Raw genomic sequence first — 25,263 nt, 5'->3', positions numbered from 1 at the left:
ATTTCTTGGTCGAAAAGATTTCTCGACAAGCTCGAAATGACAATGAACTAGTTATTTCTTTGAAAAAGACTTGTTGTAATGCTCGTTCAAGAGTTTTTCTACATCTGAAAGTTTGTAGTAAATTTTGTTGCCGACTTGTGAGAATGAAATACGTCCTTCGTCTCTCCAGGTTTGAGCGGTGCGTTTGGAAATTTTCATCAGGATAAGAAACTCCTGGTTGTCTAAGAAGGTGTCTTTCTTAGGTTCGTTTTTGGCATTGAGACGTGTAGTGATTTCGTCTAACCGTGCTACCAATTCTGCGTATTGGTCTTTGCTTAAGATAATTGCTTCCATTTGTCAATAATTTTATGATTATGGAAGCAAAGGAATGCAATGGTAAAAAGTCAAAATGTCCCGAAATGGTCTTTCGGGACAAGATTTATTTACAGTAATTTGTCGATGTCTATTCGCTTGTGGGGTTTAGGACGTTTATCGGTCTTGGATGGTGTGAGCATTGTTTTTACACTTTCGGGACTTAAATCTCTACCATCTCTATCAGTAAAGCTATTTACAATTACTGAAGCTATATCATTCACATTTCCATCAATAATCGGTTTCCCATCAACAAATAACTCTCTGTGGAGCTGGTAAAAAATATCCACCAATTGATTGATGTTACAATTTATTTTGAGTTTATTGAATGGAAGTCCGTTGGAGTTCTTCTGCATCTGTTCTTTTGAGAATTCATCGGTTAAACGTATCAGGTGTTGTATCTGGTCTATTTCTTTTTGGCATTGGATGGAATAATCGGGCAGTTTTGGGTTGATGAAATCGATGCTTGCCTGCTCGTAATCGAATTTTTCTTTGGTTAGGAACATTATTTTATCGGTGTTGCAATCCATCGCATTTACGGTATTTTTTACCTCGCGGAAGCAAAAATACCTTTCCTCGCATTCTGCATTGATGTATTGCATTGGCGGTTTGGTTTTGGTGTGGCGGTTGCGCAGTATCTCCAGTTCTTTGCGTTTGCTTTCTATGATGGTAAAGCATTTCATCATCCTGCCCTGATTGTCAGAAGTTGAAAACACTTTTTCGTTTACCGAAATGAGCTTGTCGGTTTTATTGAGCCATTTTATAGGGTCGGAAATAAACTGGGTATGGTGGTTGATAAAATCTGCTAATTGTGCATACGGAACCGCCAGCAATTTGTTGATTAAAACCCTGCAATAGGTGGCATTGTCTATTACCTCTTCTACCAAAATATCAAACAAAACGCTCTCGGACTGTTCTTTTGGAATAGCCGTGTGTTCGGTAAACTGAACGTTGGTTTTTATTTGGTAATCTTCCGACAAGTTTTTTGGTTTAGTTGTTAGTTAGTAGTTTTTCATTTTATCCTTCCTTTTCATACACCATCTCCACCACCATTTCCACCGCTTTACTAATCCGTTCCTTACCATCTGCCTCATTGATATCGATACCGCAAAAAGTACTGCCGTTGGCTTTGGCGTGAAGCGAGAGGTAGTACAAACCGCTAATCTGCAAGGCAATAATGGCTCTTAAATCTATGTTGGTGTTGGCAAAGTTTTTCTCTAAAGCTCGCAGAACAGGTTCGCCGGTGTCTTCTCGGCGGTCGGCGAGTTCCCGCAGGGTTTTGTTTTGTTCGCCCAGTTCCCAGTGGATGGTTTTCTGCATTACCTCGTTGCTCATCACGGCATCAAACTGACCTTGCAACAACCCAATGATTTCTGCCTTGCCCAGCCTGTCGGGGTGTTGTAGCATAAGGTCTATGTTTTGTTTGGCGGTGGTTTCCCAATAGTCGTTTTGCTTTAGGTAGGTTGCCACCAGGCTGTCTATGTTGCCAAAATAGGTAGAAACCAAACGCCTGTCAACCCCAGCTTGTGCGGTTACGTTGGCAATGGTTAAGCCCGGATAGCCCTGCGTTTGCAAGACTGTGCCCACGGCATCTACCATTTTTTGCATAGTGCGGGCTTTCTCACGTATGGGACCCGAGTTTACTTTGCGTTCTTTTTTTGCTGGGGTTTGTTTTTTGGGATTGGGCATTGTGCGGGAATTTTTATGATTGAATTATCAAAATTAAAAAAATAATCCTACTGATAGGAAAAAAAACTTGTGTAAATGTAATAAATTTATTTCCTTTGTTTAGGATAAAACAATAAAAACCGATGCAAAAAGATGAAATTTTTGGGCAATTATTTTCCGGGCTTTGATTTTTTTTGAGGGATGAAAATGGTCTGAACTGTGATACATCAATCGGCAAGTTTGCTTTAATATTAAAACATAGAACATATAAAGACGCAAATATGGAATTACCCAAATTTAAATACAGCCCTAACGCATACGACCTTGACATATTTAAGGAAGTTGACGGAGTATGTTCAATTTGCAACGAACATAGAAATCTGAAATACGTAAGTTCATTTTACAGTATTGATAAACCTGACTATATCTGTCCTTGGTGTATCGCAAACGGACAGACAGCGGAAAAATATAAAGGAGAATTTAATGACTATTGCGGTATTGAAGGAGTATCTCCAGACCCAAATGACCCCGAACCAACAATACCTAAAGAGTTATTACTGGAAATAACAAACAAAACACCAAGCTATTCTTCTTGGCAACAAGAAGTTTGGTTGACGCATTGTAACGAACCTTGTGCATTTATTGGATATACTGACAGTAAATCAATCGAACCATTTTTAGACGAACTTAAAGATGATATTGAAAATTCGGGTATTCCAACAGAATACATAACAAACGGAATAACAAAAGACAGCGATTTGGGAGCTTATTTGTTTCAGTGTTTAAAGTGCGGACAACATAGATTACACGTTGACTTTACTTGAAAAAACACATCACTAACAAAGCTTTATAATAGTACAACGAAACTGCAAATACATCACACCCATTGTCTGCACTGTGATTTTTTTGAGAGAAATATTTAAATGGCAGATTAGCGGAAATTATAGAGCAACCATACCGAATTAAAACTTACGACACATAATGAAAGAAAATTTAGAAAAAATTGAAAACTGGTTGAGAAACAATGCAAATAAAATAGTTGAACTTTCTCTACAAAATCCAGCAACTGAAAATGAAGTTAAAGAACTTGAAAAAACAATTGGTAAGGAATTGCCAGCTGACTTCAAGCAACTTTATCTGTGGCATAATGGGCTAAACGACGATGAAAATTTTGGAAGCCTATTCTACGGAATGGACTTTTATCCTATTAACAAAATAATTTCGGAATATTTAGATAAAAAAGAGAATTATTCTAACCTAAATATTGTCCTTAAAAACGCAGATAAAGAAATTAAAACAGCAAATATCTATAATATTGATTGGATAAAATTTGCGTTTGATGGTTCTCATACACACTTATATCTTGACCTTACACCAACTCAATGCGGGCAATACGGACAAATCATTTTCATAGACGATGAATATGAAATAGGAATTTTAGTTGCTGGCTCAACATCTCATTTGATTGAAAATTTTGCTAATGATTTAGAACAAGAACTTTATCATTTGAACGAAGATGCTCTAGAAGATGAACACCATTCTTTGGAAACAGATGCAAAGATTGATATTGTAAATTGGCAAATGAGTGAAATCTGGAAGCGCTAAAAAAGACTTTGCAATGTGCTACAAACCCCACCACCCAACAATTTTCAATAAAAACCAAAACAGTCTGAACTGTGATTTTTTTGATGGGGATGATTGTTGGAAGAAAAGAGAAAAAAATTTAGAAATATGATACAAAACTTTTTTGGGAAAGTAAAAAACGACCTGCAAGGATTTTCAGCTGAACAAACTTTTGAAATTCCCTATTTTAAAATCTACAAAAATGCTAAATCTGTCAAAGTATATTTAGGAAACCAGTATGATGAAGAGTGGGAAAAAATAGAAACACCTCCCACACAAAAACAGTTGGATGAATATGAAAAAACACTAAAAAGTTTTTTGATAGAGATTGACAAAGTTGTAGTCGATATTAAAGAAAAATCTTTTGAATACTACAAAGAAAGATACGCTAGATATTACGAAGTCCCTTTTGAGGTTCTTTTCGAAAACGATAAAATCCAAAATACAGAAAATGGACAACTACACCCACCACTTAATATTGATAATGAAGAAAAGCACTTCGAATATATGAATGAAATTCTCGAAAGCATCAGAATATCAAATAATGGCACTATCATAATTCCTATTTTATATGATTTAGATGAGGAGCATCAACTTGCATTGAAAATAGTAAATAATAAAGTAGAAGAAATTGACGGAATTGGCGAAGTGTACTAATAAACACTTAATACAAAAAAACAAAAATAATCTGAACTGCATTTTTTTTGATGGGGATGATTATTGAGAAAAGAGAAATAAAAATTTAGAAATAATAACAAATGACAGAGAAACTTATCCAATTACAAAACGAAATCTATAAATATGAAACTACCGACTTTGAAACAGGCGAAGAACGAGAATATTTTATAGGTTATGCACCCAAAATAGAATTTTCAAAAATAGGAGAATTTTACAGCTTATCCTTTTATGGAAACGGATTTGATGATGACCCAACTGTAGCTGTTTCGGAATTTGATTATGAAACCAACTTTGCTTTTTGCAGATTTTTAGAATTCATTTCCGAACAACAACACGCCGAAAAAATAATTTCGTTACACTTTGGTGGGCAAGACGAAGGTGCCAACGGAACCAAAAGCTGGGTATTCGACAGAATTATAAATTCTGATGCCGTGTTCAGCAACCTAAAAGTTTTTGCGATACAACAGACCGATTTGGGCGACCATAACCAAAGCATTATTGATAGCGATTTTTCGATGGAAGAAAACGGAACAATCGCAAAACTTGTTATAAAAATGCCAAAGCTTGAAAGTTTAGTTATTCCATCTGCTCCCGATAAATCTTTTTTCGAAATAGGAAAACATCCATTGTCATTTTTGAAAGTACAAGCAGGTTATAATCATCAGAATTTTATTAAAAATTTATCCGAAAGTGAAAATTTCCATCAATTATCAGCTTTGGACTATTCGGAAGTTATCGATGTTTTTGATATGCCAGTCGAAGATTACACAAACTTTGAAGATTTTAAGAAACTCTTTCTATCAAAGGCGTTTTCATTTATTAAACACTTTAAATTAAGAAATTCAATATTGACAGAAGAGCAACTTTTTGAATTACAAAAATTAAATGATGTACAGTTTTTAAATATTCGTTCACACGGCGGAAGGTACGTGAGCCATTTGATGAATGAAAACAATAAATAAAACCTACATATATCAAAAAAAACACCCAACAATTTTCAATAAAAACCAAAACAGTCTAAACTGTGATTTTTTTGATGGGGATGATTATTGGGAAAAAGAGAAATAAAAATTTAGAAATAACAACAAACGACAACAAACGGAATGTTCGCCAATCCGAGTGTTATGTGTAACCTTATGAGAGAACTTCCAACTAACATATTTATTTGTCTTTTATTGACACTGTGTTCTTGTAATCAAAATTCAAAACAAGAAAAGTCGGCAGTTAAAAACATAGACACAATAACGACAGGAATAGAAAATATTCAAAAAAGAGAACCCTTTAAGCAAGTAGTTGACAATTTACCGAATGAATTATTAGAGTTTGTACCTAAAAACTATTCTGTTTTGGACACGGTATCAGGCGACTTAAATCTTGACGAAATCAATGACTACATACTTGTGCTTAAAAAAAATGACGAAGACACTTTGTCCGATGTCATTGATAATCCCGAAAGAAGACCGTTACTTATTTTATTACGCAACAAAGACAACAAATTGCAACTTGCAAGAAAAAATAATAATACTGTTTATTGTATTGATTGCGGTGGAATGATGGGTGACCCATTTATGGGCGTTACAATTAAAAATGGTTATTTTTCAGTTGAACACTATGGCGGAAGTGCTTGGCGTTGGACAAGAATAATCACATATAAATACTCAAAACAAGACAACGAATGGTTTTTACATAAAGACGGTTCGGAAAGTTTTCACGCCACAGAACCTGAAAAAGTAGAAAGCAAAATTAAAACAACAAAAGATTTTGGAAGAGTAAAATTTGAAACCTTTGATATTTATAGAGAAGAATAAAAAGGCTACACATAACAAGGGGTGCAATAGTGGGGCGAAACTGCAACCCAACAATTTTCAATAAAACCCAAAACAGTCTGAACTGTGATTTGTTTGATGGGGATGATTATTAAAACAAACAAAACCAATGATGCCAAATGAAAACAAACATTTACAAAACCTATTATTTCGTTTCAGCGATTTTCGGCATTAGTGTGTTACTGAATTTTTTCGATTGGCAGTTGCGTGGCTATTACACCGAAAAAGCCATTGCGTGGATTTGGATTTTGTTTACGCTGGCATTCATCATTGGTTTTTGGAAAAGTAGAAAAATTAAAATCTATTTTTTCTTAATAGTGGTTTTGCTGATTTTGAGCCTGCTCCCAATGTTGCTTCCTTTTTATGCGATGGTGTTTTATCTAACCGATACCGAAGATTATCAACAAATAAAAATCGACAACCAATTTAGATTAGAAACAACAAGGCATCATCCTATGTCAAAAGCACGAGTTTACATTTACGAAAATCACTTTGGCTTGTTTGAAAAAAACATTGCAAGACCCGATTATCAGGAAATTATAACCCAAACATTAAGCACCAAAAACCACCCCGATTTGACACCTATACAAAATGTAAAAATCATAGCACAAAACAGTGACAGCATTGGGCTGGAATATCAGATAAATGGGCATAAAAAACTTATTTATCATCCTATAAAAAACGTAAACGATGGATATTAGAATGAAAAATCTACTCACGCTATTCACAATTATGCAATTGTTCGTTTCCTGCAACGGACAAGGAAAAGAAAACAAAACCTACTATGAAAATGGAACTTTAATGGAACACAATTATTTAGACGAAAATGGAGAAGTAACTGGCGAATGGAAAGTATATTATCGAAGCGGAAAACTTCTTCGGACAGGATATATTAGAAACGGAAAAGATGAAGGAGAAGTAAAGCAATATCACGAAAATGGAGAGTTAAGGTTTGTTATCAATTATAAAAATGGATTGCAGGATGGAGAATGGAAAGAATATAGTTATGATGGAAAATTAAATTTTATTTTCAATTATAAAAATGGTGTTCAAGACGGAGAAGCTAAAAGCTATTTTGATGGAAAATTACAAACGATTGTCTTATACATAAACGGAGAAACAAAAAAAAGAAAAGAATTTCATAAAAACGGAAAATTATCAGCAGAAGGAAATTATATTAATTCTAAAGAAGATGGGGAATGGAAGTATTATAATGAAAACGGAAAGTTAATACATCTTGGAAACTATAAAAATGGAGCAAAAATCGGAGAATGGAAAGGATATTATTTTGCTGACGATACATTAAGCCGACTTGAAATTTATAAAAATGGAGAATTGCAAGAAGCACAATTATTTAATGAATATGGGCAGTTTGAAAAAACTTTAAAATATTAAAATGAAAAAACTAATCACACTATTCATAATTATGCAATTGTTCACTTCCTGCTATGGGCAAGAGAAAGAACAAAAAACCTATTGGGATAATGGGCAGATAGAAGAAACCGGAAATTACGAGAACGGAATAAAAACCGGCGAATGTAAAGAATACTATTCCAGCGGAAAGTTGCAAGGCATCGGAAATTATGAAAACGGAAAGAAAACAGGCGAATGGAAATACTATTACGGCAACGAAAATTTGCGAAGTGTTGGCTCATTCAATGAAAACATTCCTACAGGCAATTGGACATATTATCACAATAACAAGCAGTTGTGGAAAGAAGGAAAACTCAACTCACAAGGAAAAGAAACAGGCGAATGGAAACATTTTTACGAAAACGGAATATTGAAAGCTACTATGAATTATGATGAAAACGGCGATATGATTGGCGAATGGAAATCTTATCACGAAAACGGAAAGTTAGCACAAATAGTAAACTATAAAAACGGTTTACCAGCAGGCGAATGGAAAGAATATGACGAACAAGGTAATCTGATAGAAACTGTAAAATATTAAAATGAAAAAACTTAACAATTCATTCTCTTTACCGCAATTGGCGGGTTTTTGGTGTATGCGGGATTTTTTAAATAGAAATAAAAAAGAAATTTTGGAAAATGAATAACAGAATAACTACTTCATCTTACGGTTTTTTTATTTTCTCATTATCCAATTTTATGGATTTTTTGAAAAATGAAAAGATTAAAAAGAAAAACTTGTTGGATTTGTTTGATAAAAACAAAGATTTGTTGCAACAGCTGTGTTTGATTGAACACATTGCAATTCCATTGATAAAAATTACCAACACAACCTATAAAATCTTTGTAAATGAAAACAGTTTAGAACAACTTGACAATAATTGGAAAGAAATTTTCAATTATCAGGATTTTGCTTTAAATGTGGGCGAAGATGGAATATGGATAGCATCATTTGAGTTTTTTGAAGATTGGAACCCGAAAGTTTTTGAAACTAATAAATCATCTATTACACAAGAAATTGCTACCGGACCCAACCGAGAATTGATATGTTATAATAAAGCAATACATTTTGCTGAAAGTTCAGGATTGAAAAATGTTTCTATCAAAGGTTTTAGAAATTCCACTGCCAATCCTAAACGCTTAAGCAATGAAATTGGCTATGAAATCAATTTTACAGATGCTGTAAATATTTCATTTAACAATCCGTTGGTCAAAGATTTTAACTTGGAATTTTAATACGCAATTACAGAAATGAAAACCCCAACCCAATACATCACACTGCTGTGTAGCCTTTTTCTGCTATGCAGTTGCGCCACGTTTCCCAAAACCGAAGTACTGGCAAACCACGTAGCCTTAAGCCCAGAGAACCTTTCGGCTATCAACGGAACGTACATTACCGACAGCACCGCCATAAAACACCAAAACGAAATACTTTGGGGAAAATCGTCTGTTGTAACCGCAGAAACCTACAAAACGTTCACAGAAAATCCTGTTTACGCCACTTTAAAAGTGGTTGACAGCAAAACCATAAACGTACAAATCCATACCCAAAACCAAACCCTGAAAACCTACCAAATAAAAGGCAAAATAAAAAACGGCTACTTTGTGCAACGCCCAAAATTCTACGCTATACCTGCCATTTTCATCAATGCGTGGTATTCGGGCAGGTTTAGGCTGGGCTTGCTCGAAAACCAAAACGTAAGCACCCAATACGCCACAAAAGATTTTGGAACGGTATATTTTGCCTATCCCTACAACAACAGCGAAACACCCAATGCTATTGAGCATTTAAGGGTGGGGAAATGAAATTTAAAGAAAAACAATACAGAAAAATGGACATTCATAATATTATTACACAATTAAATTCAGTCAACCCAAACAACGATACATTGTATGAGGTTGATGACATAATTTCAGAACTATATAGTATGGAAAAAAGTGAAAGAAAAAAAGCTATTCCTGCTATGTTTGGTATTTTCGAAAGGTTAAATGATAACCATTATGATAGCGTATTATGGTCAGTTCTCCACGCTATAGAGGGATTGACAGACTATGAAAATGAGTTGATACAATCCATAGAAAGAAAACCGAACGAATTTAATCTATTAATGGTAAATCGCATATTAAACTCCGGACAAACAGTCTTTAAAGATTGTAATTATATCATTCTTTTAGAAAAATTACTTCTGGATAGAAATTTGAACCAAAATTTGAACGAGGATTTAAAAGGCTATTTGGAAAAGCACAAAGGATTAAAATGATGATTTATTTTGCCTATCCCTACAACAACAGCGAAACACCCAATGCTATTGAGCATTTAAGGGTGGGGAAATGAAATTTAAAAAGAAATGGAAACAATTATGGAAATTAAATATCAACAATTAAACGAAATTCTCAATAAAATAGACAGTTACCAATGGAACGATGTCCTTTTTATTCCGCAAGAAAAGCTGACGCTGGAAAGCATTTGCCTGGTTCATAATTCCAATGATTTGGATGACGAAGATTTGGATGAACCAAAACCAGCCAGAGACAAAGGCTTGAAATACGGCTTGGACATTACAGATTTGAATGGAATAAAATCAAACCTGATGCAACAAGGTATATCAAACGTAGGAAACAAAGATTTTTTGACTGCAATAAATTTCTATCTGGAGAACGATGCTTTTATCCTTATCAATCAGTTAAAATAAAAACAAATGAAAGTAAGATGCCCCAATTGCAAAGAAGTTTTTCTGGCAAATGATAATCAGAAAAACCAGTTGGAAAATGCAATTAAAAAGAACCAACGATTATTGATGATAGAATGTTCGGAATGCTACAAAGACGTTCCCATAAATCCTATGGATTTAATGTCATACGAACCACAAAAAGACAAACCCACAAAAGATGAATTCGACGGCAAAAACTGCCCGATTTGCAAAGACGGAATTATCAGCTTTATCAACAATAAAGAAGAAAAATTTTGGGGTTGCGGAGATTGTGGAAATGTTTGGCAAAGCAGAAATGATTTGATAAAAGAATTGAAAAGCAATCATTGAAGAAAATAATCCCGAAGAGCCTGTCCCGAAACTTCGGGAGATGAAAATATTATAGAAAAGAAAAATGAATGGAAAACAAAACCTCGAAGAGGTGGAATAAAAGCATACAATATGGATATCGTAAAACATATTAAACAACACACTGAAAACTTACACACAGAACTTAGCAAGTCATCAGCCGAACAGCGAAAAAACCTAAAATTAGCCACATTGGGTTTTTACTTTCATTTACCCGATTTTGAAAATGTAATTAGCAAATACATCAAAATTGACATCGACAAAAATCAGCTAATCTCTGATATTAGTAAAGGGAATTTAGAAAATTATCAAAAAGCAATTGAAAAAAGCTTAGCCGAAACTGATGAATATTCAGATGATTACGAAGAGCCTGAATCTATTGAAATTTTCATACTTGAAGCTTTTGGTAGCGCCACTTCTGATTTAAAAGACTTAAATAGTTTAGAAGGATTATTTGCAGGAATTATTGATGTTTTGGATTACTATGAAAATTTTTCAGACAATCCTGAATATTGGAACACTTCTTTAGAAAAGGAAGTTGCTTTTCAAAATGAAATATTGAATATGATAAAAACACAAGATAATTTTGATACTTCAATTTATCTAAAACAATATAACGATGTGAAATTTGAAAAGTTATAAAAACCAAATGAAAACCCCAATCCTCATCCTGCTCTTGCTCTGCCTCTGTACAACCACAAACGCACAAAACGGCAAAAACTGTTACCGCGTGTATGCAGACAGCAGTTCGGGAACCGAGCTTTTTGGCTACCGCAACACCAAAGGCAAAACCGTGCTAAAGCCCGCCTATCTGGCTACCTACACCGAAAGCTTCTGCCAAATGGCAATTGTGTTTACCCAAAAACACCAATGGCTGGGCATCAATGCGCAAGGCAAAGTTATTTTGGTGCCTTTTATTTTCGACAACGGTCCCGATTATGTGCAGGAAGGATTGTTCCGCTTTGTAGAAAACCAAAAAAATGGGTTTTGCCAACCTAAACGGACAAAAAATAATACCGGCACAATACAGCTTCGTAACGCCGTTTAACCAAGGCTATGCCCAATATTACATAGGTGGCGAAAAGATTTATGAAAACGGCAAAACCCATAAGCAAATCATAGCCCAAAGTGGCACCAATGGCTTAATAGACCTGCACTGGAACTGGGGCGGAAACATTACCGAAACCGGCTACATCAACAAAAAAGGACAACGGTTTAAAGATTTGCCGAGTGTGGGGAGAAAGAAGAAAAATTAGAAAAAAATTGAAAATGGGATTTATAGATAATTTATTTGGAAAGAAAATCATTTTGACGCCTGAAATAAAATTAATGGCTGAAAAAATGATTGAAAATGATTGGTTTAGAAACTGTGGTAAAACTTCAGATTTCGACACCAAGTTTAAAACAGAGTTTGCAAGTAGTACGGATGAAGTTGAGAAAAAACTTGCTTACAAAAGAGATGTGAAGGGCTTTGTAACATTAGATAATCTATTTATTGAAGCTGGTGGACGTAGCCAGATGTTTCTTTCGCTTCATCATAAAAATAAATATGGACATACTTGGAATAAGTTCACAGATGTAATTGTTAAAGAATATATTTCAAATTACAAGTTTGATTTTGATAAAATACAGGAAAAATTTAATTCTAAAATTGGAGTTCAAACAGATTTGTATTTGCGTGGATTATTTATCGATATCTTAAAGGAAATGTATTTTAAAAGTATTATAGAAGATTACCCAACCTTTTTTACAGATGTCGCAGATGTTTATTTAAAAGGAAATGCAATTGTGGGTTGGTTAGGAAAATTCGGCTCACACAATGTTCAGGTAAAAGAAGTTTTCCCTATTTCACCTAATGACGGAATTTTAAATATTTGGTAATTTCATTCTAAAAACATTTAACCAAAACCACCTACATCAACAAAAAAGGACAACGGTTTAAGGAGTTGCCGAGTGTGGGGAGAAAGAAGAAAAATTAGAAAAAAATAAACCAATGTCAGAAAGCATTTTAAAAATAATCCCTACTAATCCGGATTATGTTCCGGCGACAGTTCTCCAAGTGCAAGCAAAAGATTTTTTGGAGAAAATTTTCACGAATAACAATGTAGATTTTCAAACATTAGCCGAAGTAGAATTTGTTGATGCAGGAGAAAATTTTGAACCAATTTTGTGTAATGTTTGCAGTACAGAAATTTCTGCAGACGAATGGCAAGACCAAATGGACGAGGCATTTCAAAAGCAATTTTCCGATTTAAGTTTTCAGACATCTTGCAAGCACCACACTTCGTTGAATGATTTGAATTATCAATCATCAGCAGGATTTGCAAAGTTTATTATCAGTGTAGCAGATACTCAAATAGAATTAAGTAAGGGCGAAATTTTAGAATTAGAAAAAATATTAAAAACATATTTAAGAGTAATCTGGGCGTTTTACTAATAACCAAAACCCCCTACATCAACTAAAAAGGACAACGGTTTAAAGATTTGCCGAACGCAAAACAGAATTAGAAATGAAAACGAAAAGTATAAAATCAAAGGGATTAATATTAAAAATTGACCCAACCATAAAAGAGATTATGATAATCGCCGGAGAAAAATTTTTCTACTCTACGAAAACAGGAAGATTTGAAATTGACGAAAATCCTTATGGAGAGCCAATTTGTAAACCTATCCAAAATGTAAAAATTATAGATGGTAAACTAAATTTCGAAACTTTATATAAAAAAGAAGAAACAGAATTCATTATCGCCAGCAAATTTGATGCAGATAAACAAGTTTTTCCATATTTGGTTGGTATGGAAAATAGGGATTTTTATTTTTCAGAAACGGACGTTGATGGAATTGAAATTGCGTTTGATAAGGATAAACTTGTTCGTATTATTTTTACCAGATATGAAAATTTGGTTTCTAAAGATTTCCTAACAATTCTATTAGAAAAAGAAAGGTCAATAATAACGTATCCGTTTCAAAAATTTGACCTTAAATCTATCATTATTGATAAAAACACATTCAAATTTGAAACTGAAGAAAAGGTAATTGAATGGCAACTTCAGATGAACACTCTTTTAATTGAATTAATAAAACGGTTAATTGAAAGTGGTAATGTTCAAAATTATTAATCTTTCAAAGGACAATGAAATGAAAAACCATATCCTAATCCTACTGTTGTTGAGCCAGTTTTTTACAGCCTGCTCGCAAACTACAACAGATGATTTATAAACCGTGAGAAATTTAGGAAAATGATTGAAAAAATAAACACAAAACTTCATATGACAGAATTTAATGAAATTAGGAAACTTTATGGAATTTCAGAAGCTGAACATTTTGGATATTCAGAAACTGAAATATTAAATTTCGAAGAAACAAATAATATTAAACTCCCAAAAGTTTTACGGGATTACTACTTGTCTTTGGGAAAGCATAAAATATTAAATGAAAGCTATAACAGATTATTAGAACCTAATAGCCAAATAGGATTTTCTGATGATAGATATTTAGTTTTTTATGAAGAAAATCAAGGAGTAATTTTTTGGGGGATTAATGAAAATGACCTTAGTCTTGAAAACCCTAAAATTTATGGGAATTATGATGCTATTAACTTGTCAGAAGAGTGGTTTGAAGATAGTCCAAATATTGAAAAATTTTTGCTCTCAATGGCAATTCTCAATGGAACATTGGGTGGTTTAAAATACAATGCAAACAAAATAAGTGAAGATGAATTAAAAGCCGAAACACTAGAAATAATTGAGAAAAAATGGGAAGAAATAAAAAATATTACTTTTCAATCTCAACGTTACTTCACTAATGATTTCAATGAAGTAATTACCTTGTCTATAAATAGTGAAAATAAGCCAAGTGGTATTTTCATTGGTACAAATCATAAAGATAGATTTATCAGCATAATAGAAGAGATAAACATAACTTGGGATTACCGCTCTGATGAAGATGAATAAAATTCTGTAATTGAAATTCCAAACTCACAAACAAATGAAAAACCATATCCTAATCCTACTATTGCTTTGCCAGTTTTTTACAGCCTGCTCGCAAACACCGCAAAAATTAAACATTCCTCGCCCCAAAGACGATGTGCTGATGCGTGTAATGGCACAACCAAAAGGCTCTGTTACCGATTTTGAAGCTCTTTTCAGCCAAAGTGAAACCGAGGAATTAGACAGCCTTATCCAAGATTTTGAAAAACGCACCACCATACAGATTGCCATCGTAACGCTCAATGAATACTATTGCGACAAAGAAGATTTTGAAGCCTACACACTTCTGTTAGCCAACACTTGGGGCATCGGGCAAAAAGGAAAAGACAACGGCGTGCTGATTGCCATTTCCAAACAGTACCGCCAAATGCGCATCCACAACGGCAACGGCATCGAAAAAATCTTAAGCGATGAAGCCACCAAACAAATCATCGACCATCATTTCATCCCGAAATTTAAAGAAAATAATTATTTTGAAGGTACAAAAAACGGCTTACTGGCGTTGATGCAAACCTTGGAAAACAAGCAGGCATTACAAACAAAATCCGAAGCTTTTACCACCGAACTCATTGCCCTAATAGAGCAAAAAGACAACACAGCAATAGCCCAACACATTGCCGAAAAACTGTATTGTGGTATGTGCTATCCGTCTGCCAAAAGTCCTAACGGCATCAGCAAAGAACTGTTTCTTAAAAAGTACATCCGTGAAGTTTTCAGCCCAGAACTCCTGCAAAGACTGCAACGCAAAGAAACCCAGTTTTTAGCCAACTCCACCGACTATGGCGACTGCGTAATCCGATACACCACCCACCGCCAAAACGAAAACGGCGATGGTCACGAAGGTGTTCAATTCTGTTTCTGGCTCACAGAAGAAAACGGTAAACTGAAACTTTCGGGGTTGGAGATATTGCCGTAATCGGTATTTTAGTTGATGTATTTATCCACCGCATTATCCAGTTCCTCGCTTACAATTTTTGCATATACCTGTGTTTGTTGGATGGAAGAATGGTCGAGCAATTTACTCACGTATTCAATCCGCATTCCGTTGCTCAAAGCATTGGTAGCAAAAGTATGACGGCTTAAATGGAAATGCAGGTTGAAAGGCAATTTCAAATCTTCGCCCATTTTTTTCAGATGCACATCGCCCAAACGGATTTTGGAACGGATGCGTGTACTCTTGTGAATTTCATCGGCAAATATCTTTTCCGGATGCTCCAAAACAGGAAATATAAAAGCTTCGGGGTCTATCGTTTTAGGTTTGTATTTGTTGAGAATGACAATCGATTTTGCACCTAATCTGAAACTGTGTTGTTTCTGCGTTTTCTGAATAACCTTGGTAATCTTTTGGGTTTCTTCGTCATAACATTTCCACTGCAACAACATCACATCGCTGATACGCAAACCACCACCAAAGGCACTGAACAAAAACATATCCCGATGCACCTGGGCTTTAGGTCTTTGGCTTAAATCTAAATTTTCCAATTCTTCAATCTGCTTTTTGTTGAGGTATTGGCGTTCTACCTTACTTTTCGAAATATTGACTTTATAGAAAGGAGAGGGTGCCATTTCAATCAATTCTTCTTCCATTGCATCGTTGTAAAAGAAACTCAAAATTCTGATTGAGCTGAAAATAGTGGTGTTGCCATTTTTCAATTTCTTTTTGCAGTAGGTTGCATAATCGTTCAAAATACCCACGTTGATATCCGAGAAATAGAAATCCCGATGTCCTAAAAATTTTTGAAACTTATTGATGTAAACGCCATAAATAACGGTGGTACGGTAAGAAACAATGCCTTTCAATACTTCCAACCTCTTTTCGCAATACTCGAAGAAATTAGGGTCTGTTTTGCCTTTAATAGCTTCTTTAAGTTTTCGTGCCGAAACTGATTTTTTGGTGCGTTCGTGGTCGGCTACCTGTGCTTCTGCATCGGCTACCTTTTGCGAAAGGAAAGCATTCATCCTGGCACTGTTGGTATAATTTTTCTTTAACCTTTGCTTTTCATCATCCCATTCGCTTGCTTTGGCTTTAACGCCGGTTGCTACAAATTTGGCTTTACGGTCTTTAATCAACCGAATGTAAATAGGGCTTTGACCTGTGGCATCTTCCTGCTGTGTACGCAGTACTAATTTAATTGAAGCCATAATAAAGAAGTATTTGATTGTTGTACTTACTAAACTCAACGAGTGCAATTGGATGAAACCATTGATTTACTGTATGTTTCAAAGCGATGCAACCGAGTACTAAGGTACAACTTTTAGTACAACAAACCTAACATTTCCTTGCTTTTTTATGCTTTAATCTGCGTTTGTTTATTTTGTAACTATTTGATTAATAGTATAATTAGGTGCAAATGGGATTTTTGAATTTGATTATTCGTATAACTCTCAAATATACGAAAGTCTAGCAATTCAACAAATTAAATTGATATTTTCAATAAAATTCCTCTCTTATTGGTTTTTTTATTATTTTTATACTTCGCATTATGAATAGATTTTTTCTCCTCTTTACTCCAGATTTGTTTATTTCTATTGAGAATGCGAATAATAAATTTTTAGGTGATGAATTTAAATTTATACAATTTCAGCTTTGGAAATCACAGAGACAAAAACGTCATTTGGATCCGTTTCGAAAAAAAAGATGTCTTGATCCAGGAGCTTCGCAAAGCATTCCCATCTTCTAAGTGGAGCAATACCAACAAGGCTTGGCACTTGCCAGATCTCCCTACCGTGAGGGACGCACTGAAGCTGGATCGGGAAGAGTGGGGAAGCCAAATACGCTCCGAGATTGAGCCGGTAAACCAAAAAGCTTTCTCAGATTATATAGATTATCTTAAGCTAAAGGCCTACAGCAAAAATACCATCCGCACCTACGTCACAGAGTTTGCACATCTGCTTCGGATTCTCAAAAATTTCCCGGTAGACGATCTTTCAGAAGATAGGCTGAAAGATTATTTCCTATATTGTCTCGACAAAGAAAAAATCAAAGAAAACCATTTGAATAGCAGGATCAATGCGGTAAAATTCTATTTCGAGCAGGTACGCAAAAAATCCAAAATGTTTTTTGAGATCCCGCGCCCCAAATCACCAAAACTACTTCCCAAAATGCTGTCACAGGCAGAGGTCAGAAAAATTTTTGAGAACACCGTCAATCAAAAACATCTCTTGATGCTCAAGCTCTGCTACGGGATGGGATTGCGTGTGAGCGAGATTGTGAACCTCAAGGTAGAGCATATCAATAGTGGGAATATGCTGGTCCTCATTGCCGGAGCCAAAGGTAAAAAAGACAGATATACCAATTTGCCCGAGTCTATACTGACACTGCTCCGAAGTTATTACAAAGAATATCGCCCAAAAGATTTTCTCTTCGAAGGGCAGTACGGCGGTGCCTACACGGTTAGAAGTGTGCAGAGCGTCTTCAAGCAGGCGATGAGAAAGGCCAAGATCAACAAAACCATCGGTGTGCACGGTTTGCGCCATTCCTATGCCACACATTTGATGGAGAGTGGTGCAGATATTCGCTTTTTGCAAGAACTTTTGGGACATAACTCTATCAAAACAACACAGATTTACACACATATTACAGATGTATCTAAAGCTAAAGTGAAAAGTCCACTGGATTTTTTATAAAATAACAAAAATATCCGGAAATTCCTTAACTTTACAAAACCCTCCCCAGCTCGCCCACCGTATTCCAAAAGAGCATAGTCCAATAAAAGTCCATTAGAGTCCAATAGAAGTCCAATAGATCTATGGTTTTAGGCTCGAGCTGATATGGCTTTCAAACGCTGTTAATTCGAACAATGGACGAACAAAGCATACACAAACCTAAACAAATACACAAAAAAGATGGCAAAACTAAAGAAGAACGGCAACCTTAGCGGTGCAATTGGCAATTTCATATTTGTAAACAAAAACGGGAAACTCCACGTCCAGCAAAAATCCAAGACATATAATCAGTCGCCCAATTCAGAAAATGCCGCTGTTGCCTACGGGCAAAACAGCAATCAGGATAGAGCAGTGCGTCAGGCAATTACAGAGAAGATATACATCCGCAACTACCATTGTTTTGTCGTCAATCATCGCACAAGAATCCAGAAAACAATGGTTCAGACCATAGATGCGCAAGGCGAGAGCTCGATACAATATACCAATCCCCAACCGATGGTCGGCACGATATTCAATAACGATTGGGATTGGGAAAAGGCCACCAACTTCTATCCGGATTATGATCTTGATGCTGATCAGGTAATGACAGTCAAAATCCCTCAGCTAACTTTAGGCAAACAGATAAAACTTCCGCGGAATGCCGAGTGGGCGAATCTAAAGATGTATGCCTTTACGATAGACCCTAATCAGAAAAATCCAGAAGCAAACATTCTTTCATCACTTTCATTGGATTTAGAAAAAAACAAAAATGTCCCAGCACAAGATTGGGTATTTGATATGCCGAAAGATGCTTTTTGGGCACTCGTTATCGCAACCATCAGCTATACGTCAGGCAAAAATAATATAGCAGAAGAGCAAAAGCACACCGGCACCTACCTTTGGGCAAAGAAAATACAAGACTAAAATTCCACTCCTCTGGAAGGGTGTCCGCTCACGGATGGGCTGGTTCTACCACCATAGGCAAACCTTAAAAACTTTAATACTATTTAACAAAAACTTTTTTACTATGTAACGATTAATATTGCTATCTTGGTAAAGGTATTATAAATGGTTCATTATCATTTATCAATCAGCATTCATCAACTATAATCTATGACGGTTCAGCCTTATTCTCTTTTTTCCGATTTTGATATTTATCTTTTCCGTTCGGGAAAACACACTAGACTCTACGAGAAGTTTGGTTCTCACAAAGTAGAGGTAGGTGGCGTTTCCGGAGTGTACTTCTCGGTTTGGGCACCCACGGCAACGGAGGTTTCTGTGATTGGAAATTTCAACCAATGGAATTCTTTCTCACATCAATTGGTAGGACGTTGGGACCAGTCTGGGATTTGGGAAGGTTTTATCCCAGGTCTTGATTTTGGTGAAGTTTACAAATACGGCATTCGAACAAACACAGGCATTCTTCTGGAAAAAGCAGATCCTTATGCACTTTGTTTTGAAAAAGCATTGCAAGCAGGCTCTGTCGTTTGTACGACTTGGCACGAATGGGAAGACAAAGATTGGATGCAGAATCGCGCCAAATACAACAGCTTGGGATCGCCAATGTCTGTGTACGAAGTCCACCTTGGCTCTTGGATGCGCGATCCTGGAAATCCTGAAAGATATTTAAGCTACGGCGAGATTGCAGACAAATTGGTACCTTACCTCAAGGCAATGAATTTTACCCACGTAGAATTGATGCCTATTATGGAGTATCCCTACGATCCGAGTTGGGGTTATCAGATTACAGGATTTTATGCTGCGACCAACAGATTTGGTTCACCTCAGGAATTGATGTACCTCATTTCCGAACTTCATAAAAATAATATCGGTGTTTTCTTAGATTGGGTACCGTCCCATTTTCCAGGCGACGCCAATGGTTTGCATCGTTTTGACGGATCGTTTTTGTACGAACACGAAGATCCGAGAAAAGGTTTCCATCCCGATTGGAAGTCTTATATTTTCAATTATGGAAGACCAGAAGTCAAATCATTTTTAATATCAAACGCCATCTTTTGGCTGGATCGTTATCACGCCGATGGTTTAAGAGTTGATGCGGTGACATCGATGCTTCATCTGGACTATTCCAGAAACGAAGGCGAATGGGAACCAAACATCTACGGAACCAATGTCAATCTGGAGGCGAAACAGTTTCTTCAGGATTTTAACATTGCAGTTTACGGAGAATTTCCAGATGTGCAGACGATTGCTGAAGAAAGTTCAGATTTTCCAAGGCTCACAAAACCTGTTCACGAAGACGGCATCGGTTTCGGAATGAAATGGATGATGGGATGGATGCACGACACCTTAGATTATTTCAAAGAAGATCCAATCAACAGGAAGTATCATCACAACAAGATCACCTTCACAAGTGTATATATGTATAATGAAAATTATATGATGCCACTTTCGCACGATGAGGTGGTTCACGGTAAAAGCAGTTTGATCTACAAAATGCCGGGCGATGAGTGGCAAAAGTTTGCGAACCTGCGTGCGATGTACGTTTATATGTTCACAAATCCTGGTGCGAAATTACTCTTTATGGGTGATGAGATTGCCCAAACCAACGAATGGAATTTCACAACATCCCTCGATTGGCATTTGCTGGAATATCCGATTCATAAAAACCTTCAGAATTTTGTAAGAGATCTTAATTTGCTTTACAAATCGCATCCAGCATTGTACGAACAGCAGTTTTCACCAAACGGATATGAATGGGTGAATGCAGATGACAGAGATAACTCTATCTTTATCTATCTTAGAAAAAGCAAAGAAGACAAGGAAGTTATAATGACGGTTTTAAATCTGACCCCAAATAGTTTCGATTACAGAATCGGAGTTGAGAAAGATTCAAAATGGGAAGTTATTCTGAATTCCGATGACGCAAAATACAGCGGAAGTGGAATAGAGGCCAATGTTTCTCAAGAGTTGAAGGAAGGTTGGGACAATCGCGAGAATTCTATCATTCTAAGATTACCGCCCTTATCTGGTTTGGTTTTGAAACAATCAAAAATTGCGAAGCCAGTTGCAAAAAAAATTAAGATTAATAAAAACAAAAATAAGCTGAGATAGTAAGATCACAATCAAGAATATTTGATGCTGCTAATTTTAGATAGTAAGAGATTAAATTGAAACAATGTCAGTCTGAGCGGAGTCGAAGACTTTAAAAACTAATAAAAAAATAGAAAATTAATATGAAAATATTTCACCTTTCTATGGAGTGCTATCCTGTCGCAAAAGTCGGTGGACTGGCCGATGTGGTGGGCGCTTTACCAAAATATCAGAACAAAATGGGCTTGGATGCCAGCGTTATAATGCCTTGGTACAACAAACCATTTTTCTACAACCACGATTTTGAAGTTGTGTTCGATGGTTTTATTCACCAGTCTTCTCATATGTATCAGGTTCAGGTTTTCCGGGAGAAGCATAAGTCCCTGGGCTTTGATTTGTTTTTGGTGAAGATTCCTGGTCTTCTAGATAGAGAAAATGTCTATGGCTATTGGGATGAGAGTGAGCAGTTTATCGCCTTCCAACACGGAGTTTTGCATTGGCTCAGTGCGATGCGCATTCGGCCAGATGTGCTGCATTGCCATGATTATCACACCGGACTGGTGCCATTTATGATAAACAATTGTTATGAATTTAGCTTTCTGAAAGGTGTTAAAACCATCGGAACCATTCATAATGGAGAGTATCAAGGCAGCATGGATTGGAAGATGTCCAGCTTTCTCCCACACTTTGACGGTTGGAAATCCGGACTTCTGGATTGGAATGGCAGGATCAATCCAATGGCAACGATGATAAAAACTTGCAATGCCTTCAATGCAGTTTCTGGCGGTTATCTGGAAGAGTTGTTCTACAGTTTCCAAGGTTTAGAACCGCTTATGAATCAGGAACGTCAAAAAGCCTTTGGAATCATTAACGGAATTGACACCGAGGTTTGGGATCCGGAAAGGGATGATATGCTGAAATTTAATTATAACAAAGACTATGCAGAGGAAGGCAAATGGGAAAACAAGCGGGTGATCTGTGCAGAATATGGTCTCAATCCTCATCTTCCGCTATTTGGATTCATTGGTAGATTTGCCGGAGAAAAAGGCGCAGATTTACTGCCAGACATTATCGAAAAAAGCATTCAGGAAACCAACGGCTCTTTGAACATCATTGTTTTGGGTTCAGGAAATCAGCACATCGAAAATAGATTGAAGGAACTTCAGCACAGATTCAGTATCAATTTTGCGCTGGATTTGGGTTATAAAGAATATTTGTCGCATCAAATCTACGCTTCGGCAGATTTCTTGCTAATGCCAAGCAGGGTAGAACCTTGTGGACTAAATCAAATGTACTCGATGCGCTATGGAACCATCCCGATGGTAAGATATACTGGTGGTTTGCGCGATACCGTGCAGGATATTTCTACAGGCGGCAGTGGACTCAATTTTACCAATGCTGGGGCAGAAGACGCTGTACACGCTATCAAAAGAGCATTGCATATCTACAGCCAGAAAGACCTGATGAAAGGTTTGATCTATAACAATATGTCATTCGATTTCTCTTGGGAAAAGTCAGCGCAGAATTATACGCAACTTTATCATTATTAATGGTTTTTTTGTGATAAATATTAGTTTGAAATTCATAAACATTAATTAACTTTAATCAAAATAAAATAGTAACCAAACAGAGTTATACCATTGTCTCAATTATTTTAATAGCAGTAACAATTAAAATAATGACAGCCATAACTTTTGAAAACAAAAAATACAATTTATGAAGGAAAGTGTTATTTCTATTGTACTAGGCGGCGGCAGAGGAAGCAGATTGTTCCCATTGACTTACAGCAGGTCCAAACCAGCAGTTCCCATTGCTGGGAAATACAGATTGGTAGATATTCCCATTTCTAACTGTCTCAACTCTGGGCTCAACAGGATTTTGGTGCTTACCCAGTTCAACTCAGCCTCTTTGAATTCCCATATCAAAAACTCGTATCACTTTGATATTTTCAGCAAAGGATTTGTAGATATCTTGGCTGCGGAGCAAAATGTTGAAAACGAAAACTGGTATCAGGGAACGGCAGATGCGGTTCGCCAGACGATGAAGCATTTGGAAAAGTACGAGTACGAATATATTTTGATTCTTTCCGGAGATCAGCTCTACCAGATGGATTTCAAGGAAATGATAGAGTTTCATAAGAAGAATGGCGGCGATATTACCATTGCAACCATCCCGGTGACAGCAAAAGATGCTACAGGATTCGGAATTATGAAAGCAGATGAAGATAGCAATATCACAGCTTTTACAGAAAAACCAGGACTGGATATTCTTCAGGACTGGAGCTCCGATACAGGTGAAGAGAGCAAAGCACAAGGCAAAGAATATTTGGCTTCTATGGGAATCTATGTCTTTAGCAAAAATGTGTTGAGGAAATTGTTTAATGAGCACGAGGGTGATGACTTTGGTAAAGATTTCATTCCGGCATCTATTGGGAATTACAGTGTACTAAGTTATCAATATGATGGCTATTGGACAGACATTGGTACGATTGAGTCTTTTTACGAAGCCAATTTGGATCTTGCGCAAGATTTGCCACAGTTCAACTTGTTCAGTTCCAATCCTATTTACACCAGAGCCAGAATGCTTCCACCTTCCAAAGTCAATGGATCATATGTAAGCAAAACGATTTTTGGAGACGGCTGTATCATTTTGGCAGATAAGATTGATAATTGCATCATCGGAAACAGAACGAGGATCGACAGAGGTTCTACCATTGTAAATTCTTATGTGATGGGTGCGGATTATTACCAAACCGCACAGCAAGTGGCTCAAAACGAAGCTGATGGTATCACCAGTATGGGAATTGGAAAATATTGTTATATCGACAAAGCTATTCTGGACAAAAACTGTTATATCGGGAATAATGTAAGAATCATTGGCGGAAAACACCATCCAGACGGTGATTATGACACGCACTCCATCAAAGATGGCATCGTAGTGGTGAAGAAAAATGCGGTAATCCCCGACGGAACTAATATTATGTAACAACAGCATACATTAAAAACCTTTCGGACTTCGGAAGGTTTTATTTTTTAATTTTGGCAAAAGATTTGTCTAAGGTTTAGACTATAAACAGTAAATAATGCGGAATATATTTTTTCTAATCAGTTTTTTATTTTTCACATCGGTTTCGGCGCAGTTCGATAATATCAATGCAGGCGAAGTTCTGAATTACAGAGTCCACTACGGATTTCTAACTGCTGGTAGTGCAACGCTTGCTACCACCAAAACTTCTTACAAAGGCCAGCCGGCTTTCTATGTGAAGGGAACTGGCAAAACCAGCGGAGCAGCCAAAGCGTTCTTCAAAGTGGAAGACGTGTACGAAAGTTATATTAATGAAAATAAAGAACCGCTTTTCTACGTCCGAAATGTATCCGAAGGAAGCTACACGCAAAATCTGCAAAGTACCTTCAATCCGAACAACAATACGCTGGTCCTAGTCGATAAAAAACATACCGACAGACCTGCTAAAACGGTGAAAGTTCCCAATGATATTCAGGATATACTCTCGTGTTTCTATTATCTCAGAAGTCAGCCTTCTGAAAATCTGAGAGTAGGTAGCACTTTGAAAATGAATGTCTGGATAGATGATGAGGTTTTCCCTTTTCAATTAAAAGTCGTAGGAACAGAAAATGTTTCTACAAAATTTGGTAAAATCAATTGTCTGAAAATTGTACCGTCTGTGATGAGTGGTCGTGTTTTCAAAGCTAAAGAAGGTGTTACTTTGTGGGTTTCTAATGATCAAAACAAAGTTCCTATTCTCATAAAAGCAGAACTCGCAGTAGGATCTTTGAAAGCCAGTATCGATAGCTTCAGTAATGTAAAGTATCCATTAAGTTTTAAAAAATAAACAAATTGAAAATCACTCTTTTACGAGTGATTTTTTGTTTAATATCAGAAAAATTATCCTAAGGCAAGTTGGCGGATTCAAAATAAATTTAACTTTGAAATAAAAGAAAT

Annotated in this window: 31 protein-coding genes; 27 read left to right on the top strand and 4 right to left on the bottom strand. The window is 36.1% G+C overall.

Features of this window, described 5'->3' with window-relative positions; all coding sequences use genetic code 11:
- Positions 1-51 precede the first annotated feature (51 nt).
- The 3 genes from B0I22_RS06995 to B0I22_RS06985 all read right to left on the bottom strand — a co-directional run bounded on the left by B0I22_RS06995 (position 52) and on the right by B0I22_RS06985 (position 2,040).
- The gene (locus tag B0I22_RS06995; protein WP_133943915.1) at positions 52-333 is read right to left on the bottom strand and encodes a helix-turn-helix domain-containing protein; all 282 of its coding nucleotides are present in this window, start codon (positions 331-333) and stop codon (positions 52-54) included.
- Positions 334-422: 89 nt separating this feature from the next.
- Positions 423-1,331: a hypothetical protein gene (locus tag B0I22_RS06990; protein ID WP_133943914.1), complete on the bottom strand. Its 909-nt coding sequence runs from the start codon at positions 1,329-1,331 to the stop codon at positions 423-425.
- Positions 1,332-1,368: 37 nt separating this feature from the next.
- Positions 1,369-2,040, bottom strand: a complete 672-nt coding sequence (locus B0I22_RS06985) for a TetR/AcrR family transcriptional regulator (protein ID WP_133943913.1) — start codon at positions 2,038-2,040, stop codon at positions 1,369-1,371.
- Between the two features lie 173 nt (positions 2,041-2,213).
- On the opposite strand from B0I22_RS06985, the gene B0I22_RS06980 reads away from it, so the two are divergent.
- From B0I22_RS06980 to B0I22_RS06880, 21 genes are all read left to right on the top strand, one after another.
- Positions 2,214-2,843 carry a CbrC family protein gene (locus B0I22_RS06980; RefSeq protein ID WP_221411215.1) on the top strand — a complete coding sequence of 210 codons (630 nt, stop codon included), beginning with the start codon at positions 2,214-2,216 and terminating at the stop codon, positions 2,841-2,843.
- 157 nt (positions 2,844-3,000) lie between these two features.
- Positions 3,001-3,624, top strand: a complete 624-nt coding sequence (locus B0I22_RS06975) for an SMI1/KNR4 family protein (protein ID WP_185145338.1) — start codon at positions 3,001-3,003, stop codon at positions 3,622-3,624.
- 96 nt (positions 3,625-3,720) lie between these two features.
- Positions 3,721-4,299: a hypothetical protein gene (locus tag B0I22_RS06970; protein WP_166668190.1), complete on the top strand. Its 579-nt coding sequence runs from the start codon at positions 3,721-3,723 to the stop codon at positions 4,297-4,299.
- 101 nt (positions 4,300-4,400) lie between these two features.
- The gene (locus tag B0I22_RS06965) at positions 4,401-5,282 is read left to right on the top strand and encodes a hypothetical protein (protein ID WP_133943909.1); all 882 of its coding nucleotides are present in this window, start codon (positions 4,401-4,403) and stop codon (positions 5,280-5,282) included.
- A 174-nt stretch (positions 5,283-5,456) separates the two neighbouring features.
- Entirely contained in the window at positions 5,457-6,128 is a 672-nt protein-coding gene (locus B0I22_RS06960; RefSeq protein WP_133943908.1) for a hypothetical protein, read from the top strand.
- Positions 6,129-6,265: 137 nt separating this feature from the next.
- Positions 6,266-6,847 (top strand): hypothetical protein, encoded by a 582-nt coding sequence (locus tag B0I22_RS06955; protein WP_133943907.1) that lies wholly within the window; start codon positions 6,266-6,268, stop codon positions 6,845-6,847.
- A gap of 1 nt (position 6,848) precedes the next feature.
- Entirely contained in the window at positions 6,849-7,541 is a 693-nt protein-coding gene (locus B0I22_RS06950; RefSeq protein WP_166668189.1) for a toxin-antitoxin system YwqK family antitoxin, read from the top strand.
- Position 7,542: 1 nt separating this feature from the next.
- A complete protein-coding gene (locus B0I22_RS06945; RefSeq protein WP_133943905.1) occupies positions 7,543-8,100 on the top strand; it encodes a toxin-antitoxin system YwqK family antitoxin in 558 nt (185 codons plus the stop codon).
- Positions 8,101-8,198: 98 nt separating this feature from the next.
- Positions 8,199-8,795: a hypothetical protein gene (locus tag B0I22_RS06940; RefSeq protein WP_133943904.1), complete on the top strand. Its 597-nt coding sequence runs from the start codon at positions 8,199-8,201 to the stop codon at positions 8,793-8,795.
- 15 nt (positions 8,796-8,810) lie between these two features.
- Positions 8,811-9,365: a hypothetical protein gene (locus B0I22_RS06935; RefSeq protein WP_133943903.1), complete on the top strand. Its 555-nt coding sequence runs from the start codon at positions 8,811-8,813 to the stop codon at positions 9,363-9,365.
- Positions 9,362-9,820 (top strand): hypothetical protein, encoded by a 459-nt coding sequence (locus B0I22_RS06930; RefSeq protein WP_133943902.1) that lies wholly within the window; start codon positions 9,362-9,364, stop codon positions 9,818-9,820. Before B0I22_RS06935 ends, B0I22_RS06930 begins: the two co-directional genes overlap by 4 nt.
- 87 nt (positions 9,821-9,907) lie before the next feature.
- Positions 9,908-10,252: a DUF7716 domain-containing protein gene (locus tag B0I22_RS06925; protein ID WP_133943901.1), complete on the top strand. Its 345-nt coding sequence runs from the start codon at positions 9,908-9,910 to the stop codon at positions 10,250-10,252.
- Positions 10,253-10,258: 6 nt separating this feature from the next.
- Complete coding sequence (locus B0I22_RS06920) at positions 10,259-10,600, top strand: hypothetical protein (RefSeq protein ID WP_133943900.1); 342 nt, start codon at positions 10,259-10,261, stop codon at positions 10,598-10,600.
- A gap of 111 nt (positions 10,601-10,711) precedes the next feature.
- Complete coding sequence (locus B0I22_RS06915; RefSeq protein ID WP_133943899.1) at positions 10,712-11,260, top strand: hypothetical protein; 549 nt, start codon at positions 10,712-10,714, stop codon at positions 11,258-11,260.
- 7 nt (positions 11,261-11,267) lie between these two features.
- Positions 11,268-11,666, top strand: a complete 399-nt coding sequence (locus tag B0I22_RS06910; protein WP_133943898.1) for a WG repeat-containing protein — start codon at positions 11,268-11,270, stop codon at positions 11,664-11,666.
- Positions 11,599-11,874, top strand: a complete 276-nt coding sequence (locus B0I22_RS06905; protein WP_133943897.1) for a WG repeat-containing protein — start codon at positions 11,599-11,601, stop codon at positions 11,872-11,874. The genes B0I22_RS06910 and B0I22_RS06905 overlap by 68 nt, the downstream gene beginning before the upstream one ends.
- Entirely contained in the window at positions 11,849-12,499 is a 651-nt protein-coding gene (locus tag B0I22_RS06900) for a hypothetical protein (protein WP_246022157.1), read from the top strand. Before B0I22_RS06905 ends, B0I22_RS06900 begins: the two co-directional genes overlap by 26 nt.
- A gap of 112 nt (positions 12,500-12,611) precedes the next feature.
- Positions 12,612-13,055: a hypothetical protein gene (locus B0I22_RS06895; protein ID WP_133943895.1), complete on the top strand. Its 444-nt coding sequence runs from the start codon at positions 12,612-12,614 to the stop codon at positions 13,053-13,055.
- Positions 13,056-13,128: 73 nt separating this feature from the next.
- Complete coding sequence (locus B0I22_RS06890) at positions 13,129-13,737, top strand: DUF8184 family protein (RefSeq protein WP_133943894.1); 609 nt, start codon at positions 13,129-13,131, stop codon at positions 13,735-13,737.
- Positions 13,738-13,857: 120 nt separating this feature from the next.
- Positions 13,858-14,571: an SMI1/KNR4 family protein gene (locus tag B0I22_RS06885; protein ID WP_133943893.1), complete on the top strand. Its 714-nt coding sequence runs from the start codon at positions 13,858-13,860 to the stop codon at positions 14,569-14,571.
- A 139-nt stretch (positions 14,572-14,710) separates the two neighbouring features.
- Positions 14,711-15,523 (top strand): TPM domain-containing protein, encoded by an 813-nt coding sequence (locus B0I22_RS06880; RefSeq protein ID WP_166668188.1) that lies wholly within the window; start codon positions 14,711-14,713, stop codon positions 15,521-15,523.
- 8 nt (positions 15,524-15,531) lie between these two features.
- Here the strand turns inward: B0I22_RS06880 and B0I22_RS06875 are convergent, their stop codons facing one another.
- Positions 15,532-16,749, bottom strand: coding sequence for a site-specific integrase (locus tag B0I22_RS06875; RefSeq protein WP_133943891.1), 1,218 nt, complete (start codon positions 16,747-16,749; stop codon positions 15,532-15,534).
- Between the two features lie 417 nt (positions 16,750-17,166).
- Between B0I22_RS06875 and B0I22_RS06870 the strand changes: the two genes are divergently transcribed.
- The 6 genes from B0I22_RS06870 (at position 17,167) to B0I22_RS06845 (ending at position 25,153) form a co-directional block, all read left to right on the top strand.
- Complete coding sequence (locus B0I22_RS06870) at positions 17,167-18,234, top strand: tyrosine-type recombinase/integrase (protein ID WP_133943890.1); 1,068 nt, start codon at positions 17,167-17,169, stop codon at positions 18,232-18,234.
- A 219-nt stretch (positions 18,235-18,453) separates the two neighbouring features.
- On the top strand, positions 18,454-19,176 hold the full coding sequence (locus tag B0I22_RS06865; protein ID WP_133943889.1) for a hypothetical protein: 723 nt from the start codon (positions 18,454-18,456) through the stop codon (positions 19,174-19,176).
- A 189-nt stretch (positions 19,177-19,365) separates the two neighbouring features.
- On the top strand, positions 19,366-21,324 hold the full coding sequence (gene glgB / locus B0I22_RS06860) for a 1,4-alpha-glucan branching protein GlgB (RefSeq protein ID WP_133943888.1): 1,959 nt from the start codon (positions 19,366-19,368) through the stop codon (positions 21,322-21,324).
- Positions 21,325-21,446: 122 nt separating this feature from the next.
- Positions 21,447-22,853, top strand: coding sequence for a glycogen synthase (locus B0I22_RS06855; protein ID WP_133943887.1), 1,407 nt, complete (start codon positions 21,447-21,449; stop codon positions 22,851-22,853).
- A 166-nt stretch (positions 22,854-23,019) separates the two neighbouring features.
- Positions 23,020-24,288 carry a glucose-1-phosphate adenylyltransferase gene (locus B0I22_RS06850; RefSeq protein WP_133943886.1) on the top strand — a complete coding sequence of 423 codons (1,269 nt, stop codon included), beginning with the start codon at positions 23,020-23,022 and terminating at the stop codon, positions 24,286-24,288.
- Between the two features lie 97 nt (positions 24,289-24,385).
- Positions 24,386-25,153 carry a DUF3108 domain-containing protein gene (locus B0I22_RS06845; RefSeq protein ID WP_133943885.1) on the top strand — a complete coding sequence of 256 codons (768 nt, stop codon included), beginning with the start codon at positions 24,386-24,388 and terminating at the stop codon, positions 25,151-25,153.
- The last annotated feature ends 110 nt before the right edge of the window (positions 25,154-25,263 follow it).

This window comes from Epilithonimonas xixisoli (assembly GCF_004365655.1).
Taxonomy (GTDB): Bacteria; Bacteroidota; Bacteroidia; order Flavobacteriales; family Weeksellaceae; genus Epilithonimonas; species Epilithonimonas xixisoli.
Note: the sequence above shows the minus strand (reverse complement) of the source record. Positions and strands in the feature narration are given on the sequence as shown.

Bases quoted from the DNA above. Each gene is read 5' to 3' on its own strand.
- B0I22_RS06995 (WP_133943915.1), bottom strand. From the start codon at position 333: ATGGAAGCAATTATCTTAAGCAAAGACCAATACGCAGAATTGGTAGCA.
- B0I22_RS06985 (WP_133943913.1), bottom strand. From the start codon at position 2,040: ATGCCCAATCCCAAAAAACAAACCCCAGCAAAAAAAGAACGCAAAGTA.
- B0I22_RS06975 (WP_185145338.1), top strand. From the start codon at position 3,001: ATGAAAGAAAATTTAGAAAAAATTGAAAACTGGTTGAGAAACAATGCA.
- B0I22_RS06965 (WP_133943909.1), top strand. From the start codon at position 4,401: ATGACAGAGAAACTTATCCAATTACAAAACGAAATCTATAAATATGAA.
- B0I22_RS06960 (WP_133943908.1), top strand. From the start codon at position 5,457: ATGAGAGAACTTCCAACTAACATATTTATTTGTCTTTTATTGACACTG.
- B0I22_RS06955 (WP_133943907.1), top strand. From the start codon at position 6,266: ATGAAAACAAACATTTACAAAACCTATTATTTCGTTTCAGCGATTTTC.
- B0I22_RS06950 (WP_166668189.1), top strand. From the start codon at position 6,849: ATGAAAAATCTACTCACGCTATTCACAATTATGCAATTGTTCGTTTCC.
- B0I22_RS06945 (WP_133943905.1), top strand. From the start codon at position 7,543: ATGAAAAAACTAATCACACTATTCATAATTATGCAATTGTTCACTTCC.
- B0I22_RS06940 (WP_133943904.1), top strand. From the start codon at position 8,199: ATGAATAACAGAATAACTACTTCATCTTACGGTTTTTTTATTTTCTCA.
- B0I22_RS06935 (WP_133943903.1), top strand. From the start codon at position 8,811: ATGAAAACCCCAACCCAATACATCACACTGCTGTGTAGCCTTTTTCTG.
- B0I22_RS06930 (WP_133943902.1), top strand. From the start codon at position 9,362: ATGAAATTTAAAGAAAAACAATACAGAAAAATGGACATTCATAATATT.
- B0I22_RS06925 (WP_133943901.1), top strand. From the start codon at position 9,908: ATGGAAACAATTATGGAAATTAAATATCAACAATTAAACGAAATTCTC.
- B0I22_RS06920 (WP_133943900.1), top strand. From the start codon at position 10,259: ATGAAAGTAAGATGCCCCAATTGCAAAGAAGTTTTTCTGGCAAATGAT.
- B0I22_RS06915 (WP_133943899.1), top strand. From the start codon at position 10,712: ATGGATATCGTAAAACATATTAAACAACACACTGAAAACTTACACACA.
- B0I22_RS06910 (WP_133943898.1), top strand. From the start codon at position 11,268: ATGAAAACCCCAATCCTCATCCTGCTCTTGCTCTGCCTCTGTACAACC.
- B0I22_RS06905 (WP_133943897.1), top strand. From the start codon at position 11,599: ATGGGTTTTGCCAACCTAAACGGACAAAAAATAATACCGGCACAATAC.
- B0I22_RS06895 (WP_133943895.1), top strand. From the start codon at position 12,612: ATGTCAGAAAGCATTTTAAAAATAATCCCTACTAATCCGGATTATGTT.
- B0I22_RS06890 (WP_133943894.1), top strand. From the start codon at position 13,129: ATGAAAACGAAAAGTATAAAATCAAAGGGATTAATATTAAAAATTGAC.
- B0I22_RS06885 (WP_133943893.1), top strand. From the start codon at position 13,858: ATGATTGAAAAAATAAACACAAAACTTCATATGACAGAATTTAATGAA.
- B0I22_RS06880 (WP_166668188.1), top strand. From the start codon at position 14,711: ATGCGTGTAATGGCACAACCAAAAGGCTCTGTTACCGATTTTGAAGCT.
- B0I22_RS06875 (WP_133943891.1), bottom strand. From the start codon at position 16,749: ATGGCTTCAATTAAATTAGTACTGCGTACACAGCAGGAAGATGCCACA.
- B0I22_RS06870 (WP_133943890.1), top strand. From the start codon at position 17,167: ATGAATTTAAATTTATACAATTTCAGCTTTGGAAATCACAGAGACAAA.
- B0I22_RS06865 (WP_133943889.1), top strand. From the start codon at position 18,454: ATGGCAAAACTAAAGAAGAACGGCAACCTTAGCGGTGCAATTGGCAAT.
- glgB (WP_133943888.1), top strand. From the start codon at position 19,366: ATGACGGTTCAGCCTTATTCTCTTTTTTCCGATTTTGATATTTATCTT.
- B0I22_RS06855 (WP_133943887.1), top strand. From the start codon at position 21,447: ATGAAAATATTTCACCTTTCTATGGAGTGCTATCCTGTCGCAAAAGTC.
- B0I22_RS06850 (WP_133943886.1), top strand. From the start codon at position 23,020: ATGAAGGAAAGTGTTATTTCTATTGTACTAGGCGGCGGCAGAGGAAGC.
- B0I22_RS06845 (WP_133943885.1), top strand. From the start codon at position 24,386: ATGCGGAATATATTTTTTCTAATCAGTTTTTTATTTTTCACATCGGTT.